Below are 21,071 nucleotides of genomic sequence, written 5' to 3' on the forward strand. Positions count from 1 at the left end.
CTTTCACCTACACTGCATTATGCGGCGCTTTTTAGAAAGTCTGGCAATAGTGTATCCTGATCCCCATTCCGCTCGCTGAGCCGTTTTGCTAATGGTTAATCCTTGAAATATCTTGCTTCGTTTCGCACAACGCTAAAAATCTCCCGTTATCTTTTCCGGGTGCTGGCGCTTATGTTGTGGACACTGGGTGTGCTGCTGACCACCTTTTATGTGCTGAATATTTTCCATAACAAAGAATCCGAGATCCGCGATGAGGACAATCTCAATTACGATCTGGCGCAGAGTTACATCAAAAATTCCAATGATGTGATGCACAGCATTAAGTTTATGGCTGAGAATCGCCTGAGCGCTTCAGTGAACGGGCTGGATATCATCAACGGCATAATCAGCACTAAAAACACGGCGCCGTCTTATCTCTCATTGTTCCCTGAGTCCGACTGCTCGCAGATTAATGATAGCTACCGTAATTCGCTGGCTTCGCTGGGTAACATGATCCATTACTGGAAAGACAACTTTTCCGATGCCTACGATCTCAATCGCGTGTTCCTCATCAGTGGCGAGAGTTTGTGTCTGGTTGATTTTGGTATCAGCAGCGAACCGTTCGAGCGCGAAAGCCAGGAACAGTTGAAATCATTGCATGAAAAAATTATGCAATATCGCAACAGTAAGAGCACAGATAAAGAAAACAGCCTGTACTGGGTGTCGCAGTCCGGCAGTAAAGACTCCGGAAATTTGTATGTGCTGACCCCGATTTATGTCGGCAATAAACTCGAAGCGCTGATGGGTATTCAGCAAAATCTGCGCGCCGAAGATTTGTTGAATCCGAATTCACAGCACACCGCCGTGACGTTGCTGGATGAAGACGATCAGCCGCTGCTGGGGATTTCCGAGGACGGGCACTACAGCGCCGCGCCGGGCGATTATCCGCAGGCCAGTTCATTCTTCGGGTATGTAAATGGTTATAAAGATTTGGTCTACAAAAAGCCGCTGACACCGTCCTCGCTGAGTGTGGTGTATTCCATGCCGTTTAATACGGTGATCGAGCGATTTAAGATCCTGATTTTTAATGCGGTTTTACTGAATATATTCTCCGGCCTGTTATTGTTTATTCTGGCCTGGGTTTTTGAGCGCAAAATGTTTTTACCGGCCGAGGAAAACGCATTCCGGCTTGAAGAACATGAACAGTTCAACCATAAAATCGTGGCCTCAGCGCCGGTCGGCATTTCCATTTTGCGTATCAGCGATGGCGTTAACATCCTGAGTAATGAACTGGCGCATAATTATATCAGCATGCTGACGCAGGAAGACCGGCAGCGTATTACGCGGATCATCTGCGATCAGCAGACCAATTTCGTCGATGTCATCACCAAGAACAATAACAACATCCAGCTAAGTTTCGTGCATTCACGCTACCGTAATGAAGACGTGGCGATTTGTGTGCTGATCGACGTCAGTGCGCGCGTGAAAATGGAAGAGTCTTTGCAGGAAATGGCTAATGCGGCCGAGCAGGCCAGCCAGTCGAAATCAATGTTCCTGGCAACCGTCAGCCATGAATTGCGCACGCCGCTTTACGGTATCATCGGCAACCTGGATTTACTGCAAACGCAAGGGTTGCCTCAGGGCGTTGACCGTCTGGTGACGGCAATGAATAACTCGTCGGCACTGCTGTTGAAAATCATCAGCGACATTCTCGACTTCTCCAAAATTGAATCCGAGCAGCTGAAAATCGAGCCGCAGGAATTCTCCTGTCGCGAAGTGATCACTCACATTGCCGGTAACTATTTGCCGCTGGTGGTGAAAAAGCGTCTGGGACTTTACTGCTTTATCGAACACAACGTGCCGTTGTCATTCAATGGCGATCCGGTGCGTCTGCAACAGGTCATCTCCAACATCCTGAACAATGCGATTAAATTTACCGACACCGGCTGCATTGTTCTGAATGTCAGAACCTGCGGAAACTATCTTGAGTTTCAGGTGCGCGATACCGGCGTCGGGATCCCTGAGCGCGAAATCACCCGCCTGTTTGATCCGTTCTTCCAGGTCGGAACCGGCGTGCAGCGCCATTTCCAGGGCACCGGTCTGGGGCTGGCTATCTGTGAAAAGCTGATTAACCTGATGGATGGCGATATTGAGGTGGAATCCGAACCGGGGTTGGGCAGTTCGTTTACGGTGCGTATTCCGCTCTACAACGCCACTTTCCCGTCGGGTGAGCCGCTGGACAACTGGCAGGACAAAACGGTCTGGCTGGATGTGCGCAATGCTTATCTGGAAAGTTACCTGATGCAACTGATGCGTTATCACGGCGCGAATGTTCAGCGCTGCGAGCCGGAACTGCAAAGCCAGCGGGAAGATGTGCTGATTACTGACACGCCGCTGATCCATAAGGGCGAACTGGCCGCACAGATTGAATTCTCAATCGGCCATATCGGGCCGCCAGTCGAAACGCGTCCGGGTTACTGGATTCATAGTACGTCCACACCACTGGAAATCACTGCGCTGCTCAACCGGATTTACCGTCTCGAGACGACAGCGGAAGAGGGCGGCTCAGCGACGCCGGAATCCGCTGTGGCGCAGGATTACAGCGATATTACCTTGCTGGTGGTGGATGATCATCCGATTAACCGCCGTCTCCTGGCGGATCAACTGGGCACGATGGGCTATATCGTGGTGACGGCGAACGACGGGATTGATGCACTGGATGCCATGCGCGCGCATGAAATTGATATTGTGCTCAGCGACGTCAACATGCCGCGCCTCGACGGTTACGGGCTGACGGCAAAACTGCGCGAACTCGGTCATACCTTACCGGTGATCGGCGTCACCGCTAACGCGCTGGCGGAACAACGGCAGCGTTGTCTCGAAGCGGGAATGGATAACTGTTTATCCAAGCCAGTCACATTGGAAACCCTGCGCGATACGCTGCGTTATTACAGTGCGCTGGTTCGCAGAAAGCGACAATCCTGACGGACGACGTCGGAAAATACAAAAGGCACCGTTAGGTGCCTTTTTCACGTCTGAACCTACATAACGCCCTGAAGCGTTAGTCTTTATCTACCGGCTGGGAGCTGACGGAAGACAGATAGTTCAGCAGGGCGATATCGTTTTCCACGCCCAGTTTCAGCATCGCAGATTTCTTCTGGCTGCTGATGGTTTTAATGCTGCGGTTCAGCTTTTTGGCAATCTCAGTCACCAGGAAACCTTCTGCGAACAGACGCAGCACTTCGCTTTCTTTCGGAGACAGGCGTTTGTCGCCGTAACCGTTGGCGCTGATTTTTTCCAGCAGTTTTGCCACGCTGTCCGGCGTGAACTTTTTGCCTTTCTGCAATGCGGCCAGCGCTTTTGGCAGGTCAGTTGGCGCGCCTTGCTTGAGCACAATCCCCTCGATATCCAGATCCAGTACAGAACTCAGGATCGCCGGATTATTGTTCATGGTCAGAACAATGATGGATAACTGCGGGTAGTGGCGCTTGATGTATTTGATCAGGGTGATGCCATCGCCGAATTTATCGCCCGGCATGGACAGGTCAGTGATCAGCACATGAGCATCAAGTTTGCTTAAGCTGTTAACCAGTGCAGTTGAGTCTTCGAACTCGCCTACAACATTCACCCATTCAATTTGTTCAAGGGACTTACGAATACCAAACAGGACGATAGGATGGTCATCAGCAATAATTACGTTCATATTATTCATGTGATTAGCTACCTTGCTGGAGCAGTCTGGAGACAAAAGAATCAATGTGGTTGATGGTTTCAGTAATCTGTAACGCATCGCCATCTGCGATGTATTGTTCTAACGATTCACACATTTGCTTGCCTGGGGTCAGGTTCAGCATAGCGAACACTCCCTTGAGACGATGTGCTGTTTGGGAAAGTGATGTGAAATCACGACGTTGGTTTTCATTATACAGTTTCTCAAGATCTTCCGGTACTGTCTCGACGAAAAGCTGATAGTAATCGCTTGATTTTAGCTGCTTTTCATAAAGGTCGAGAGAGTCTTCGCCGGGCTCTTCGGGTGAAACACTGTCATCGGATACAGAAAATTGCTGTTCGATTAACAGTAAGGTTGCGTCTATCAGCGCATTGCTGATGTTGTAATTGACGCGAATATAATGCTTTTCAAGCTGCTGGAATCCCGACTCATCGTCAGTCAGCAGCAGGGTAAATTTGTCACTGTTTTGCGGGTTATCTGTCAGTAAAACATCATATTCCCGCGCGACCTGACGATCGTCAGCCACGATGCACACCGCGCCGTAAGCGTTCATGGTCCGGGTCACAATACCGCGAACTTCCTCTGATGTGATATCGAGTAATACCGTCACATCATTGAGTAATTTCTCGTCTTCCGCTTCGATTTCCTGCGCTTCCTGACGTTGTTTAACACGTACAGTATAGCGTGTGCCGATGTTGAGCTTGCTGCGGATTTCCAGCTGACCGCCCAGTTTTTTGCACAGCTGATTACACAGGAAGAATGTCAGCCCGGAACCGTGGTTAAAGCGATCGACTAACGTCTGGCTAAGGAAAGGATAATTCAGATTACTCAATTCTTCTTTGGAAATTCCGCTACCCGTATCGTTTATGTGGAAAATCAGCTGATCCGGGCGATCTTCGTCCTGTTCGCTGGTCAGGGTCACCTTGCCCAGCGATGTGGTAACAATGGCATAATCGAGCAGCAGGGACAGAATTTTCTTCACTGCCTGCATATCGCCGACAAAGGCCGCTTCAGGGGCAATCTGGAAATGATTCAGCAACCCGAGGCCTTTCTGATTCAGGCGGGGCAGGGCCTCAAGCAACAGCTCATCTACCAGGGTTGAAAGCACGTACTTATCGTTCGCCGGTTGCCAGTCCTGAGTTTCCAGACGGGTCAGCAGCGTAATGTTATCAACCAGCGTCAGCGCGTTACGCGACTCACTCAGGAGTTTGCTTTCCAGCGCCTGACGTTCTTCCGGTTTCTGTTCTTCCACTAACGCCACGGCCAGCCCGTTCAGTTCCTGCAATGGCTGATTCAGCTCAATGCCCAGATTATGCAGCATCAGTTTGCGTGCCTGCAGGTTCTTCTCAAACTCACGTTTGGCCTGTTGCAGCGTGCGGTTCACCATCACTTCTTTATCCTGATCGTGGAGCATAAACAGGTAAGTTTCCGGCGAAATCTGGCTGCGGATCATGCGGATTTCATAAACTTCGTTATTGACGGTCGCCTGTATCGTGCCGTGATGCTGCTCGGCCATATTGGCAATTTTGTTCAGACTCAGATGCGGTAATAACTGGTCAGCAATTTTATTACTGAGGATCACGCTGTGGTTGCTGAAGTTATACACCAGTAAACCGAGCGGCAGACCCGAAATGATTTCCTGATTCAGCGCCTGCTGCATCTGTAATTGTGCCGCCATATTCTCGCTCGGGCGGATGTACTGATGGCGAATGAAATAGATACTGGTCATCGCCAGCCCGATCAGGAACAGGTTAATCAGGATCAGCCAGAAGTTATTACGTGAAAGATCAACCACAAGGCTGAACAGCGGAACGTGGTAGGTGAGTGACAGCGGTGAATTTCTCAGCGGCACATCAAACACCAGCGACCATCCCTGCATCACGATGCTGCTGGCCGCCGGATTATCATCGGCCGGATCACCTTCATTGACCGCCGTGGTGTTGCCATTAAGCTGGAAATTATCTCTCGACATACTGTAAGGGATGAGATCACTCATCGGTAAATCGAAGGCAATCACGGTCGCCAGATGTCCCGGATTATTAAAGGTGGTGCGCAGGGAGAAGGAATAGTCGTTACTCTGGCGCGATTTGCGCAGAGGAGAATAACTTTCGCGTTCGTCCAGTGTGTTCGCCTGCTGCAACATTTCGGCACGGCGCGATTGCAGCGTGCTGGTGAAATAGTTTTCCTTCAGGCGGGAGTCTTGCAACTGCAGCGGCACCGTGGTGATCAACAACATGCTGTTATCCTGACCGTTCAGGTAATACAGCGAATAAGGGTGAGTTGTTGAGCCCCACTGGTCATCCAGGAAGGATGAAATTTTCAGGGTTAAATCCAGCGTGGAACTGTCGTGTGCACCGAAAATCAGCGCATCAGTTTTCTTGTGAGGTTTGGAGACAAAATACATATCCTGACGCAGGCGGATTTCCTGCGCACTGACGGCATCCGCCGCCATCGGCTGGCCGGTGAAATTGTCGTAAATCTGGTAGGTCATGTAGCGATACTTATCGATGCGCTTTTGCAGCAAGTCAGCGGTATTTTGCACCGTGCGCAGTTTGTCGTTCAGATAAGCATTGGTGTAGTTATACCCGTAAAGGCCGAGCCCCATAGCCAGCAACAAAATGAACAACCAAAAGAATCGCGTGATATTGGTTGATGTCAGCGATAAATATTTACCAGCCATGATGATGAGTTTTTTCCTTCATTCTTGTAATGACGCTTTTAGCGGACGACGGTTTTTGCACAAACAGTGGCACACAACATCGTTGCCGCAACGCAACCTGATGCAACAGATAAACTGCTGACCTGCGCGATAAACCGGTCAGCGCAGAACCCGCTAAAGCCAGGTTGCGAAATGTGTTCAGCGAACATTTCCTGCGAGGGCGGTGCAGTTATCGGGCCGTGAGGCATGTTGTGAAAATCCCTTTGCGTTTAAAAAATTAAGCCTTTATCCGCCCACAGACGCACTGGGCGGACACTTTATCAGAAAGCATAAGTGCTGTGATTGCGCATAGTCCTAATTATGTGTTTGCCAAATACCCTTTTGCCATAAAATCTACAAGGCGATCACACAATTGATAAGTTAATTTGATCGATTATCTGACTGTCTGTTGCTTAATTTTGTTAACAATAACACCATGTATATTATGTGGATAATTTATTAATTTGTTGTTTTTTATAATAATAAAATTATCCGCATAGCGTTAAACCAAAATTTAACATCTGTCAAACTGATGGTTTGACTTTTTTTAATGAATTATTTCAATCTTAATGATTATGTCTTTTTATGGCGATTAACTCAAATCATGCATATAACTTATGGAGTTTCGGGAAAAAATACCGAAATGATGGTTAACCAAAGCCCCTAAAAAATATATAAATTTAATAACAGCCGTTTTTGTTTGTTTTGTAGCCTGTGGCAATACCTCACACCAGTTGGAAGTTTATCCATTTTTCTTAATGGTCTTCATTACCCGCTGAACCGCTTTTTACCTGAAAAGGAAGAGCGGTGTTTAGCGTGTATGGACAACAACTGGCGTAACAGGGGTACAACATGGCTCAGAACGGTAGCGTTGTTATTGATATTCTTTCTCGTACTAATGGTGCAGTAATCTCCCAGGTTTCAAACGCCAGTCAGGACGTAACTCTTAATCAAATCAGCATAGTACGCGTACACGCGACCCGTGACGTGGTCACCCGCTATGAGCGTGTGGGGAATGATCTTGTTATTCACATGAAAGACGGACGCACCGTCCGCTATCACAGTTTCTTTGATACAGATGGCAAGGGGAATCACAGCGAACTGATTTTTGATGATGGCACCCACCCGATCGAACATGCCGCGTTTGTCGATACCGGCGCAACAGCGGGGGCAACCCCGATCGTTCCCGCTTATGAAACCATTCCTGATGCCGGGGCGCTGGTACTCGACTCCTCTAATTTTGATCCCGCTGTTTTAGGTGCCGTGCTGGGCGTTGTCGCACTGGGTGCCGGGATCGCAATTGCCGCAGGTGGCGGCGGTGATGGTGGCGGTGGCAGCAGCAGTAATAACGGTGGCAGCGACGGCGGCGGAAACACAGACGGTGGGAATACCGGTGGCGGAAACACCGGTGGCGGAAACACCGGCCAGACCGCAACGTTATCGCTGGGCGCATTTGCCGGTGACAACACCCTTAACGCCACGGAATCGCGTTTAGCACAAATCTTTTCAGGCACCGCAAGTAACGTGGCCGCAGGCGAGACCATTACCCTGACCATCAACGGTAAAACCTACACCAGTACCGTAGGCGCTGACGGCAAATGGAACATCAATCTGCCGACGGTAGATTTACAAAATCTGGCAGATGGTACTTACGTGGTGTCCGTCACTGTCACCGGCACTGATGGCAAATCGGTTACTCAGGGGATCACCGTTGTCGTGGATAAAACCCCGCCGGTGGTCTCGCTCGATCCTGTCGCCAGTGACAACATTCTTGACGCCGTTGAGCATCAGCAACCGCTGACAGTGACCGGCACAGCTTCTGTCTCTGAAGCCGGGCGCACACTGGTCGTTACCCTCAATGGCACGCAATACAACACGACGGTAGGTGCTGATGGCACCTGGTCGGTGACAATACCCGCCAGCACGGTTTCCGCGCTGGCTGAAGGCAATTATACGCTGACCGCGTCACTGACCGATGCCGCAGGAAACTCGACCACTACACCGGAAAGTTTCGTTATCAGCGACAGCGCCGGTATTTTGATGGTCAACCCGATCTCAGGTGATGGTCAGCTCAATGCCAGTGAAGCGCAAAGCGCGCTGGTGATCACCGGTACCACATCCAATGTCCCTGCGGGCACGCAGATCACGGTGACAATCGGCGGCGTGGCATATCAGACCACAACAACAGCGGAGGGGGGCTGGAACCTGAGTCTTTCTCCTGCCCGGTTGCAGGCGCTGACTGATGGCCCGACGACCGTAACCGTCAGCCTGGTCGATAGTCAGGGCAATACCATCAGTCAGACGACAGATCTGAATGTTGCTATCCATGGCGTTCCGCCGACGCTTGATCCGGCTTTCGGCGGTGACAATACGCTCAATGGCAGTGAATCCATCACCAGCCAGACATTGACGGGGAACACGGGTCTCACCGGCGATGGTCAGACCGTGACTGTCACCCTTGGTGGCCAGCAAATTACCGGCACGGTTACGCCAGACGGTATCTTCACCGTGACGGTTCCGCCTTCAGTACTCGGTAACCTGCCGCAGGGCAGCAATAATATCGTGGTCACCGTGACGGACCCGGCGGGCAACCACAGCACCATTACCACGCCAGTCAGCATCGATACTGTCGCCCCAACCCTTGCTATCAATTCGCTGGCGGGCGACGGCCAAATCAGTCTGGCCGAAGCTGCAGGTGCACTGACCTTGTCAGGTACCGCCCCGGCAGCAGATGCAGGCAGAACGGTTACCATCACCATTGACGGCCAGACATTTACCGCCGTTGTCGGTGATGACGGCGCATGGAGCACACAAATCCCGGCTGGCACGCTGACTGGTCTGAACGGTGATTTCCCGATCAGCGCCACCCTGACCGACGCTGCGGGCAACACCACCACCAGCACCAGCCCGCTGCATGTTGCTGCCGATTCCACTCTTCAGCCGGGCATTTCAGTGAATGCATTTGGCGGCGATGACGCCGTTGACGGCGCGGAAGTCCAGACGGCACAGGTGCTGAGCGGTTCCACAACCCGCGTCGAAGCCGGGCAGATTGTCACCATTACGTTCAACGGCAATACCTATGAAGCCACGGTGCAGGCCAGCGGCAACTGGAGTGTGATCATTCCGGCAGCCGATATGGTCACGCTGACCGACGGTACCCAAACCCTCAATGTCAGCGTGTCTGATAAAGCCGGTAACCCGGCGACCGGCACTGATACTTTCGAGGTTGATACCTCTCAGAACGGTATTGCGATTGACCCGGTAACGGGTGATAACGTCATCAACGCAGTGGAAACTGCAAACGGCATTGAAATCAGTGGTACCACTCTGGGGGTAGCGGAAAACGCCATAGTCACCGTGCAATTCGGCTCGCTGTTTAAAACAGCCACGGTAGGGGCGAATGGCAGATGGTTCATGCTGTTAAGCACGGGCGAGATCGAGGACATTCAAGGAAGCAATCCAGATCTCAACAGCATTTCTGCCACTGTCGAAGGGCCTGGTGGAATAATTTTATCGAACAGTATTAATATCGGTATCGATAACACCAATCCTCTTCCCACTCTCAATACCCCGTTTGGCGATAGTCTGCTCAATGCGACTGAAGCCGCCGCCGGGCAGACTCTCAGCGGTACCACTGGAAAATCGGGTGATGGTCAAACCGTCACCGTCACATTAGGCGGGAAAACCTATAACGCGACTGTGGCCGCAGACGGCAACTGGTCAGTTCAGGTTCCGGCAGCAGATTTGCAGGCGTTGCCACAGGGCAATGTGGCGATTGCCGTCACTGCCACTGACGGCGCGGGCAATACCGCCACGTTAAGCAGTAACGCTACGGCTGATTTCACCGCGCCGCTTCTGACTGTTAACCCGGTTTCCGGCGACGGATACATCAACGCCTCTGAAGCGGCTGAGGGGGTGACGATCACCGGAACTGCCTCGATTTCGGAAGCCGGACGCACCGTCACCCTCAACGGTGAAACCTATACCGGCATTGTGCAGCCAAACGGCCAGTGGAATGTTGCCGTGCCAGCCACCGCATTCAATGGTGTGGCAGACGGCAGCTATCCGGTGAGCGTCCAGTTGTCCGATGCGGCGGGCAACAGCACAACGGTTAACTCCGGCGTGCAGCTTGCAGCCGATGCGGCGAACGGCCCGACCATCACCGTTAATACCTTTGCGGGTAATAATGTGCTGGATGGAGCAGAACAACAAACCGCGCAGCAGCTCAGCGGTTCAACCTCCCGTGTTGAAGCGGGTCAGACAGTCCTGATCCTGCTGAATGGCCATTCGTATACGGCAGTGGTGCAGCCAAGCGGAAGCTGGAGCGTCAGCGTTCCGGCGGCGGATCTGGCGACCATCGCCAACGGCACCACACAAATTAGCGTGTCAGTGGCGGATAAAGCGGGAAATGTGGCGACAGGCAGCGAAACCCTGATCGTCAACAACCTGCTCAGCGGGCTGGCGGTGAATCCGGTGGCGGGCGATAACCAGCTCAATGCCGGTGAAGCCGCCGCAGGAATTACCCTCAGCGGCACCTCCAGCAACGTGCCGGTAAATGGCGTGGTGACCATCACGCTGAACGGTAAAATTTATACGGCAACCGTCGGCACGGGCGGTGCCTGGAGTGCGCAGATCCCGGCAGCCGATCTGGCGCTGCTCAGTGACGGCACTAACACCGTGAAAGTCAGCGCGACTGATGCGGCAGGCAATCCGGTGTCCGGCAGCAGTGACTTCGGTGTGATCATCCATTCCCTCCCTGACGCGACACTCAACACGCCGTTTGGCGATACGCAGCTCAATGCCAGTGAAGCGGCAGCAGGCCAGACACTGACCGGCAGCACCGGGGTCAGCGGCGACGGACAGACTGTCATCGTCACCGTCGGCGGGACAGATTACACCGCCACGGTGGATGCCAGCGGGAACTGGAGCGCCACCGTCCCTGCCGGAGATTTGCAAACCCTTCCTCAGGGACCTGGGGCGGTGCTGGTGGCCGTCACGGATGCGGCAGGCAATACCAGCAATCTCAGTACGCCGGTAACTATTGATACCGTCGCGCCAGTAGTCACCATCACCACACCGGTCGCGGGCGACGGCACCATCAATGCCGCAGAAGCCGGGGCGATTATTCCGGTCAGCGGCACGGCAGGAGCGGGTGAGGCGGGCGATACCGTCACCATCAGCATTGGCGGACACACTTATACCGGCACTGTGGCAGCAGGCGGCGGCTGGACAGTCAACATTCCGGCCGATGCGCTGGCAAACGTGGCGAACGGCACCTATACCCTGACCGCCACGGTGACCGATGCCGCCGGTAACGCAGGCACCGCAACCGCACCGGTCACTGTGACAGCGGATCCGGCATTGCTGCCGACAATCGACATTGACCTCTTTGCCGGAGACGGCACCCTCGACGGCGCGGAACGTATGAACCCGCAAACCGTCAGCGGAACGACCACCCATGTGGAAGCCGGACAAATCGTCACCGTGACCATCGGCGGCATTGATTATCAGGCTACAGTCCTGGCCAGCGGTGCATGGAGCGTCAGCGTACCGGCTGCCACCTTGCAGACCCTGCAAAATGGCGCGGCAACCATTGAGGTTTCTGTCGCCGATAAAGCCGGTAATCCGGCGAACAACAGCGAAGACTTCACCGTTAACAGCGCGCTGGGCGGTGTGACCATCAATCCGATCACCGGCGATAACAAAATCGACGCTACGGAAGCGGCTGCGGGTTTTGATATCAGCGGTAAAACCGCCAACGTGCCGGAAGGAACGCCGGTAACCGTTAAACTGGGTACGGTGACCTACACCACGCAGACCGATGCTGACGGTAACTGGACAGTCAACGTTCCGGCGTCTGACGTTGCCAGTCTGGCGGATGGCACCAGTCATGTGATTGCCTCGACTGTCACCACGGATCAGGGGCCGGTGACCACCACCCAGGATTTGGGCATCTACGCCACATTGCCGGAGCCAACGCTCAACACCCCGTTTGGCGATGGTTTGCTGAGCAGCGCGGAAGCCGCCACCGATCAGACACTGACCGGTAAAACCGGACTGACCGGCGACGGTCAGACGGTGACGGTTACCCTTGACGGCGTCCCTTATACCGGCACGGTTGCCACTGACGGTAGCTGGACCGTGACCATTCCTGCCGCGGATTTGCAGGGCCTCGGTGAAGGCACGAAGACCATCACTGTTGATGTGACAGACGCGGCGGGTAACACCGCAACCTTACCGGGTTCCGTGAATGTGGACTTCACACCGCCTCCGCTGACGCTGGATAACGTGGCGACGGACAATGTGATTAACGCTGCCGAAGCTGGCGCACCGATCACCCTCAGCGGGACCAGTGATCCGGCCGATGCAGGACAGTCAGTGACACTGACCTTTAACGGACAAACCTATACCGCAGAGGTGCAACCAGACGGTAGCTGGAGCACCACCATTCCGGCGAATACCCTCAACGGTCTGGCGGATGGCAGCTATCCGCTGACCACCACACTGACGGATGCAGCGGGTAATACCACCACGCTGCCACCGGTCAATATCGGGATCGCGACCAATAACGTCCCTGTGCCGGACATTGATACACCGTTTGGCGATACCTATCTCAACCTGACCGAGTCCGGCCAGTCGCAAACCATCACCGGCAGCATTGGTGCGACGGCTGACGGCCAGACGGTCGTGGTTTCCTTAGGCGGTGAAGACTATCCGGCGACGCTGAACCCGAACGGCACCTGGAGTGTCACGATTCCGGCGGCTGATTTAGGGGCGCTGGACAATGGCAGTCTGCCGCTGAGCGTGACGGTCACAGACGCCGCCGGTAACACTGGCACCACCAGCTCGCAAATCACGGTTGACCGCACGGCGCCGGTTCTCAGTGTTAATGACGTGGCGACCGACAACATCATCAACGCGGCTGAGTCCCTGCAACCGGTGGTGATCAGCGGTACTGCCGGTCTGGACGATACCGGACGTACGGTGTCTGTAGTGCTGAGTTTCAACAACGTCAGCTACACGGCAACCGTGCAGCCCGATGGCACCTGGAGCTTCACGCTGCCAAGTACCGTCGTGCAGTCGCTGACGGATACCACTTATACGCTGACCGCCACGATCACCGATGCGGCAGGCAACAGCACGACAGCCACGCAGACCTTCAGTGTGGATGCGAATGTCGCTAATTTGCCGACGCTGACGATTACAGCCGTGTCCGGCGATGATTACATTAATGCGGCGGAGAAAGGCGCGGATATTCCGATCACCGGGACATCCACCAATCTTGAAGTCGGGCAGACGGTGGTGGTGAGCTTTAACGGCAAAAACTACAACGCCGTCGTCGGTGCGAATGGCAACTGGACGGCAACCGTGCCGCTGGCTGATCTGGGCACCTTGTCTGACGGACCGGTTACCGTTACAGCGACCGCCAGCGATGTGGCGGGTAACCCGGCATCCGCATCGCACAACGCCACTGTTATCACCCAGCCGGGCGACCTGCCAACCCTGACCATCAACGCCATTTCCGGCGATGATTACATCAATAGCACTGAACACAATCAGGGCATGATCGTGAGCGGAACCTCCACGCATGTGCCCGTGGGCGGTACGGTGATCGTGGTCATTACCGGCGAAAACTACACGGCGACCTATACCGCTACCGTGCAGGCTGACGGGAGCTGGAGCTTCCCGATGACGGCGGCGCAGGTTCAGGCGATGCCCGCCGGGAACAATACCTTCACAGCAACAGCGGATGATGTGGCGCAAAACGTAGCAACCAGCACGCATGATGTCACGGTTGATACAACTCCTCCGCTGCTGACTGTCGTGGTGGATACCGGCGGTGACGGCATCATCAATCTGGCAGAAGCCGCGCTGGGTGTGCCGGTGAGCGGGACGACGGATCCTAATCTGACGGTCAAAGTGACCTTCAATGGTAAGGATTACCTGACCACGGCCAACGATCAGGGAGTCTGGTCGCTGACCCTGCCGGGCGTTGATGTGCAGGCACTCGCCACCGATGGCAGCAAAACCCTCGGCGTGAGCGTCAGTGATGCGGCCGGTAACATTGTGACTGCTTCAGGCAGTTTCACGCTGGCAACCCATTCGCTGCCAACCCTGACCGTCGGTGCTATTGCAGGCGACGGCGTGCTGAATATTGCTGAAGCCGCCGCAGGGTTTACCCTGAGCGGTACCAGTACCGGGCTGGTTGCGGGCACCACGGTGCTGGTCACTATTCCGGGGCTGGCGGATCCGATCACCGGTACCGTGAACGGCCTCGGAACAGGCTGGACAGCCGTCGTGGCACCGGGTCTGCTTAGCGGGCTGGACAACGGGCCGGTTCAGGTCAGCGTCTCCGCGACGGATACCGCGCTTAACCCGGCGTCTTCCAGTGCCAGTCTGAATGTGGTGCTGACCCAACCGGGTGTGCCAACCATTAATACGCCGTTTACCGATGGCGTGCTGAATGCCGCTGAAGCGGGCGCAACGCAGCTGATTACCGGCACCACCGGCATTACCGGCGCAGGTCAGACCGTGACGGTGACGATAGATGGCACGACGGTCACCGCGACCGTCGGCGCGGATGGCAACTGGACCGCCACCGTCCCTGCTTCTGTCTTGCAGGGGCTGACGGATGACACACACACTATTTCGGTGACGGCAACCGACAGTGCAGGAAACCCGAGCAGCGCAGCCGGTACCCTTGATTTCACGTCGGTAACGCAAATCCTGCCGCAGGCCGGAATCAATACACCGTTCGGTGATGGTGTGCTGAATCTGGATGAAGCGACGGCGGGTGGCACCATTACCGGGACGACCGGTATCACCTCGCCGGGTCAGACGGTTACCGTCGTGATTAACGGTAATGCGGTGCCGGTGGTGGTGGATTCTGCTGCCGGAACCTGGAGTGTCACTCTGACACCCGCGCAGTTGCTGGGTTTACAGGATGGCACCTGGCCTGTTGTGGTGACGGTCACGGACAGTGCGGGTAACATCTCGCCGCTGACGACGTCGGTTGACGTACAAATCAACAACGTCCCGGCACCGGCAATCAATCTGCCGTTTGGTGACGGTACGCTAAATATTGCCGAATCCATTGATGTTAACGGGCAAACCCTTACCGGTACCACCGGCGTAACCGGAGCCGGGCAAACCGTCAGCGTGGCGATCGCGGGCATGACCGGCAGCCCGTTTACGGCAACGGTCGACCCGGACACCGGCAACTGGAGCCTTAACCTGACATCAGCGCAGCTCACTTCCCTTGGCACCGCGACGGCGTCACATCTGATTACCGTCACGGCCACCGACAGCGCGGGTAACCATACTGATGCGACACTGGCCTTCACCTCCTATCTGTCTGCCCCTGTGCCGGTTATCGACCCGCCATTTGGCGACGGCAATCTGAATATCACGGAAGCGGCTGATGTGAACGTGATTACCGGTAATACCGGCATCACCGGCAACAACCAGAACGTTAAACTGACCATTGATGTGAATGGCATTACCTATAACGCGACCGTCGATCCGCTGACCGGCGACTGGTCGGTAAGTCTGCCTGCAGGCGTGCTGAACTCTCTGGGCAGTGGTTCGCATGACATTAACGTCACCGTGACCGATGCCGCAGGCAACAGCACGCCTGCGACGTTGCCATTCACCAGCTATCTCACCGCGCCGGATGTCACCATCAACACGCCGTTTGGCGATGGTTATCTGAGCGCTGCGGAAGCCGCCACACCGCTAACCCTGACCGGGACGACGGGGATTACAGGGGCGGGGCAAACCGTGGTGGTCACTATTGCCGGAATACCTCTTCCGGGTGTCACGGTGGATGCGGACGGTAACTGGACGGTGCCTGTGACGGCGGGCGAAATCGCCGATCTGCCGCAGGGCGCACAGCAAATCTCCGTGACGGTCACGGACGGCGGCGGCAACACCGGTTCGGCCTCGGCTGACGTTGGCATTGCCGTGACCCAACTGCCAGCCGTAGCAGTAACGTCCTTTGCCGGTGCCGGTTTTGATCTGACCTACGCCGAGAGCCAGAGCACGCAAACCATCACCGGTACAACGGTGAATGTACAGGCGGGACAGCAGGTGACGGTCACTGTCGGCAGCATCAGCCATCAGGCAACGGTGCTGGGCGATGGCTCATGGAGTGTGACGCTGACACCGGCTGAGCTGGCTACGCTGAACAGCGCGGACACCATCACCGCTTCTGTTAATGATCTGGCGGGTAACACGGCAAACCTGCTGGCGCCACAGGCCATCACGGTCAACCTGACGCCGCCAACATTCGCCATCACCATTGATCCGGTCACCGGTGACAACATCATTAACGTGGCGGATGGCAATCCGGCGAACATTACCCTTTCCGGTAAAACAGTGAATGTGCCGGATGGCACATTGGTCAACATCACCGTGGGAGGTGTTCCGCATCTGGCGACTGTCACTGCGGGAACCTGGTCTGTGGCTGTCTCTGCCACTGAATTTGTGAATGGCACCACCACCACGGTGACCGCATCAACGCTTATTCCGTTGACCAATGCCACACAAAGCGTGCTGGTGGATACCACCGCACCGACCCTGACTATCAGCGCCTTTACCGGCGACGATATTCTGAATAATACCGAGTCGAAATCCGCGCAACTGATTTCAGGGACGGCGGATACCAGCGAGGTGGGCCGGGTGGTTACGGTCACGCTGAATGGCAAAACTTACAGCGGCACCGTGCAGGCAGGCGGTACCTGGTCTGTCAGCGTGCCAGCGGCCGATTTGCAGGCATTGCCACAAGGGAATGGTGCGACCAACGTGATCTCCGCGACCCTGACGGACGCGGCAGGCAACGTGGGGACGGCGGTTCCGCATACGGTGAACGTCGATACGTCTGCGCCGTTGCTGGCGCTGGATGCGGTGGCCGGTAACAACGTCATCAATCTGGCGGAATCACTGCTCAACGTACTGGTGGGCGGGACCTCCAGCGGCGCGGACGGTCAGACCGTCAACGTCACACTGGGCGGTGCATCAATCGGTACGGCGGTTATCCAGCCGGGCGGGGCATGGTCGCTCAACCTGACACCTGAACAACTGATTTTACTCAACGATGGCACCCTGACACTGGCGGCCACCGTGACCGATGCGGCGGGTAACACCACCAGCGTCAGTACCGGTCTGGATATCTTCTTCAACAAATTGCTGGACCTGAACGTGGCCAGCGGACTGGGGCTGACCGACGGTTTCCTCAATCTGGCGGAATCTCAGGTAGCACAAACCCTCAGCGGCACGGCGATTGGTGCGGGCGTGGGTTCAGTGGTGTCGACGGTTATCAACGGCACGCCGCTCTCGGCGATTGTCGGGGCTAACGGTGCGTGGTCACTGAACATTCCGGCGGCCTTGCTCGGTGCGCTGGGTGAAGGTCAGCAGGTGCTCAACCTGAACCTCACCGATGCGGCAGGTAACGTGAAAGCATCTGTGCTCAATCTGGACGTCATTAAAACGCTTCCGGTTCTGGGCGATCTGGATCCTCTGTTTGGTGGCAACGGTCTGCTGAATGCGGCGGAATCTCTGCTGGCGCAAACTATCGGCGGCGTCGCGACAGCGGTTGACGGCACTCAGGTCACCGTGACGCTTGGCGGTAAAACCTACAACACTACCGTGACGGCGGGTACCTGGGATCTGCAGATCCAGCCGGGTGATCTGGGCGCGTTGCTGGATGGCAACCTGAATCTGGGCATCACCCTGACTGACCCGGCAGGCAACTCGTCTGCAACGAATATTCCGGTGGGGATTGCGATCCACAATCTGCCGCAGGTGGTGCTCGACACCGTGTTTGGCGACGGCGTGCTGAATATCGCCGATCTGCTGGTGAATCAGACCATCAGCGGCACGGTCTCTAACGTGGCTGCGGGGACAGCAATCGCAGTGCAGGTCGGAACGCAAACCATTGATGGCGTGGTCGATGCGACCGGGCATTTCCTGGTCACCGTCCCGCCGTCTGTTCTTGGTTTGCTGAGCGGCACGACCGCTGCGGTCAGCGTGACGATAGCAGATGCTGCCGGTAACGTTGGCAGCGCGGCCGTGAACGCGGTGCTGGATCTGGTCAGGCCGGTCATTAACCTGACCTCAGTTCTGGGCGACGGCTTGCTGAACGCGGCTGACGCGCTGACGACCCAGGTGATTGGCGGTACGGTCACCGGTGTGGCGACGGGTACGCAGGTACAGGTCACGCTGGGCGGGAAAACCTTCCTCGGGGCGACCGATGCCAGCGGTGCGTTCAGCATCACCCTGCAACCGGGTGACCTGAACGCGCTGGGGGATGGCACCTTCACGGTCGGGGTTTCTGTGACCGACAGTGTAGGCAATACCGCCACTACCAGCGGAACGCTGAACGCTATTATCAATGCGGTACCGAAAATTGTGCTGGATCCGGTCTTTGGTGCTGACGGTATTCTTAACGCCGCTGAAGCGTTGCTGACTCAAACCATCAGCGGTACGGTCACCAACGGCCAGGTCGGGGAAATCGTCAATATCAATGTCGGCGGCGGTCTGATTAACCTGACCGCTACCGTAGACAGCGACGGCAAATTCTCAGCGTCGCTGACGCCGCTGCAATTATCCGGCCTGCTTGACGGTAACCTCACCCTCGTCGCCTCAGTCACCGATGCGGTGGGTAACACGACCTCAAGTACCGTGGGCCTGAATGTCGGTATTAACAATCTGCCGTCGATTGTGCTTAACCCGCTGTTTGGCGATGGCGTGCTGAATGTGGTTGACCTGCTGACCGGACAAACCATCAGCGGTGTCGCGACCAACGTGGCGCAGGGCACGCAGGTGCAGGTTTCCCTGAATGGCAAAAATTATCTGGCGACGGTCGGTGCGGGCGGTGTCTTCAGTGTCATCGTGCCGGTGACCGATCTGACCGCCATCCTCAACGGCACGCAGTCGGTGGTCGCCAGCCTGACGGACGGATCCGGTAACGCGGCGTCGGTCACCGGCCTGCTGAGTGTGGTATCGCAGTCACTGCCAACCATCACGCTGAATCCGCTGTTTGGCGATGGTCTGCTGAACGCGGCAGATGCGCTGCTGACCCAAACCATCAGCGGTACCACGACTAACGCGCAGGGCTCAACGGTGACCCTGAACGTGGGCGGAAATACCCTGACGGCGCTGGTGAAAGCCGACGGCACCTTCAGTGTGGCGATTCCGCAGCTCACTCTGGCGGGCTTGCTCGACGGTACGCTGAACGTCGGTGCCTCGGTGACCAACGCCGCCGGTAACGCCGTCAGCGGCAGTGCTACAGCAACGGTGGGGATCCATACCTTGCCGACGCTGCTGGTCAATACCTTGTTTGGCGGAGACCAGTATCTCAATGCCGCAGAAGCCGGTGCGAATACTAATATTACCGGTACATCTAATCTGCTCAACGGCACGGTATCTGTCACGGTGGGCACCGTTACACACACCGGTACTGTCACTAACGGCGTCTGGAGCGTGCCGTTCACCTCTGCTGAATTGCAAGGACTGGCGGACGGTTCCACACAGGTTTCCGTGGTGGTGAGAGACAGTGTGGGTAACACCGCGACGTCTTCCAACCTGCTGAACGTCCTGACGCATGATCTGCCGCTGGTGGCGCTGAATCCGGTTCTCGGGCTGACGCTCGGTCTGGTGAGCAATATCCTCGGGGGTCAGGGGCTGACGCTGAGCGGCACCAGCCGCAATATCGCGCAGGGCGGTCTGGTCAGCGTAACCCTGCTGGGGAATACGCTGGCGGGTACCGTGCAGGCAGACGGTTCGTGGACGGTGAAGTTCAGCAGTGCGCTGCTGAGCAGCTACGGACTGGTGGGCCTGCTGTCGGCATTACTGGGATCGATTGTTGAACTGAAAGCCGTTGATGCCGCCGGTAACGGATTTGATGCCCATGTCGGGCTGACTGTCGGTTCATCATTACCGCCAGAAACCGCCACGCTGATGGCGACCTCTCTGTCTGCCGAGGATACCGACACGCATACACTGGCCGCCAGTGTGGTAGCCGATTCTACGACCACTTCTACATCGGAACCCACAGACACCACGCACGCCACCAGCACACTGGTCTCGTCGCTGGCGACTACGGAGTCTACTGCCACCACGACATCAGAAACCACCGCGCATGCTGATACTGCCTTCTCGATTGGCGGAGTCACTATCGATCTGACGGCAACGGACGGTGTCGCACTGGGCGGTACCGGCGATGACGTGATTGCAGTTCACACGCTGGACTTCGGTCTGATCGACGGAGGAACCGGTGTCGATACCTTGCTGCTGGCGGGCACCAATCAGCATCTGGATCTGACCCTGCTCGGGCTGAAAGTTGAGCATATCGACATCTTCGATTTGGGCAATTCCGGCACCAACAGTATCTCGCTGAACCTGCATGAGGCGCTGAGCGTGAAGGATAACCCGACCGATGAAGTGATCATCAAAGGCGGCGAGGGCAGTCTGGTGAATCTGCACATCGGCACTGACGGTGCGTGGAACGAAACCGGGCAACGCACGGTGGATGGCCTGACGTTCGACGTTTACCACAATACCTCAATAGAAGCCTCGAATACGCTGGGAGACGTTCTGGTGCAGCACGGTCTGCACGTTCAGCAAAGTTGATGCAGGGATCCTCCCCCTGCGAAGGGGGAGGCG

The 21,071-nt window shown here is 55.8% G+C and carries 4 protein-coding genes; 2 read left to right on the forward strand and 2 right to left on the reverse strand.

The annotated features are described in order from the left end of the window. The first annotated feature begins 102 nt into the window (after positions 1-102). Entirely contained in the window at positions 103-2,964 is a 2,862-nt protein-coding gene (gene rcsC / locus DXU84_RS04605) for a two-component system sensor histidine kinase RcsC (RefSeq protein ID WP_013574619.1), read from the forward strand. A gap of 76 nt (positions 2,965-3,040) precedes the next feature. On the opposite strand, the gene rcsB is transcribed toward rcsC, so the two are convergent. Both rcsB and rcsD read right to left on the reverse strand, forming a co-directional pair. Beyond that, positions 3,041-3,691, reverse strand: a complete 651-nt coding sequence (gene rcsB / locus DXU84_RS04610; RefSeq protein ID WP_013574620.1) for a response regulator transcription factor RcsB — start codon at positions 3,689-3,691, stop codon at positions 3,041-3,043. Positions 3,692-3,695: 4 nt separating this feature from the next. Next, positions 3,696-6,389 carry a phosphotransferase RcsD gene (rcsD, locus tag DXU84_RS04615; RefSeq protein ID WP_013574621.1) on the reverse strand — a complete coding sequence of 898 codons (2,694 nt, stop codon included), beginning with the start codon at positions 6,387-6,389 and terminating at the stop codon, positions 3,696-3,698. Positions 6,390-7,259: 870 nt separating this feature from the next. Between rcsD and DXU84_RS04620 the strand changes: the two genes are divergently transcribed. Continuing rightward, on the forward strand, positions 7,260-21,038 hold the full coding sequence (locus DXU84_RS04620) for an Ig-like domain-containing protein (protein ID WP_153374948.1): 13,779 nt from the start codon (positions 7,260-7,262) through the stop codon (positions 21,036-21,038). Positions 21,039-21,071 lie beyond the last annotated feature (33 nt).

It is taken from the genome of Rahnella sp. RcJ3, from assembly GCF_009498575.1.
GTDB lineage: Bacteria > Pseudomonadota > Gammaproteobacteria > Enterobacterales > Enterobacteriaceae > Rahnella > Rahnella aceris.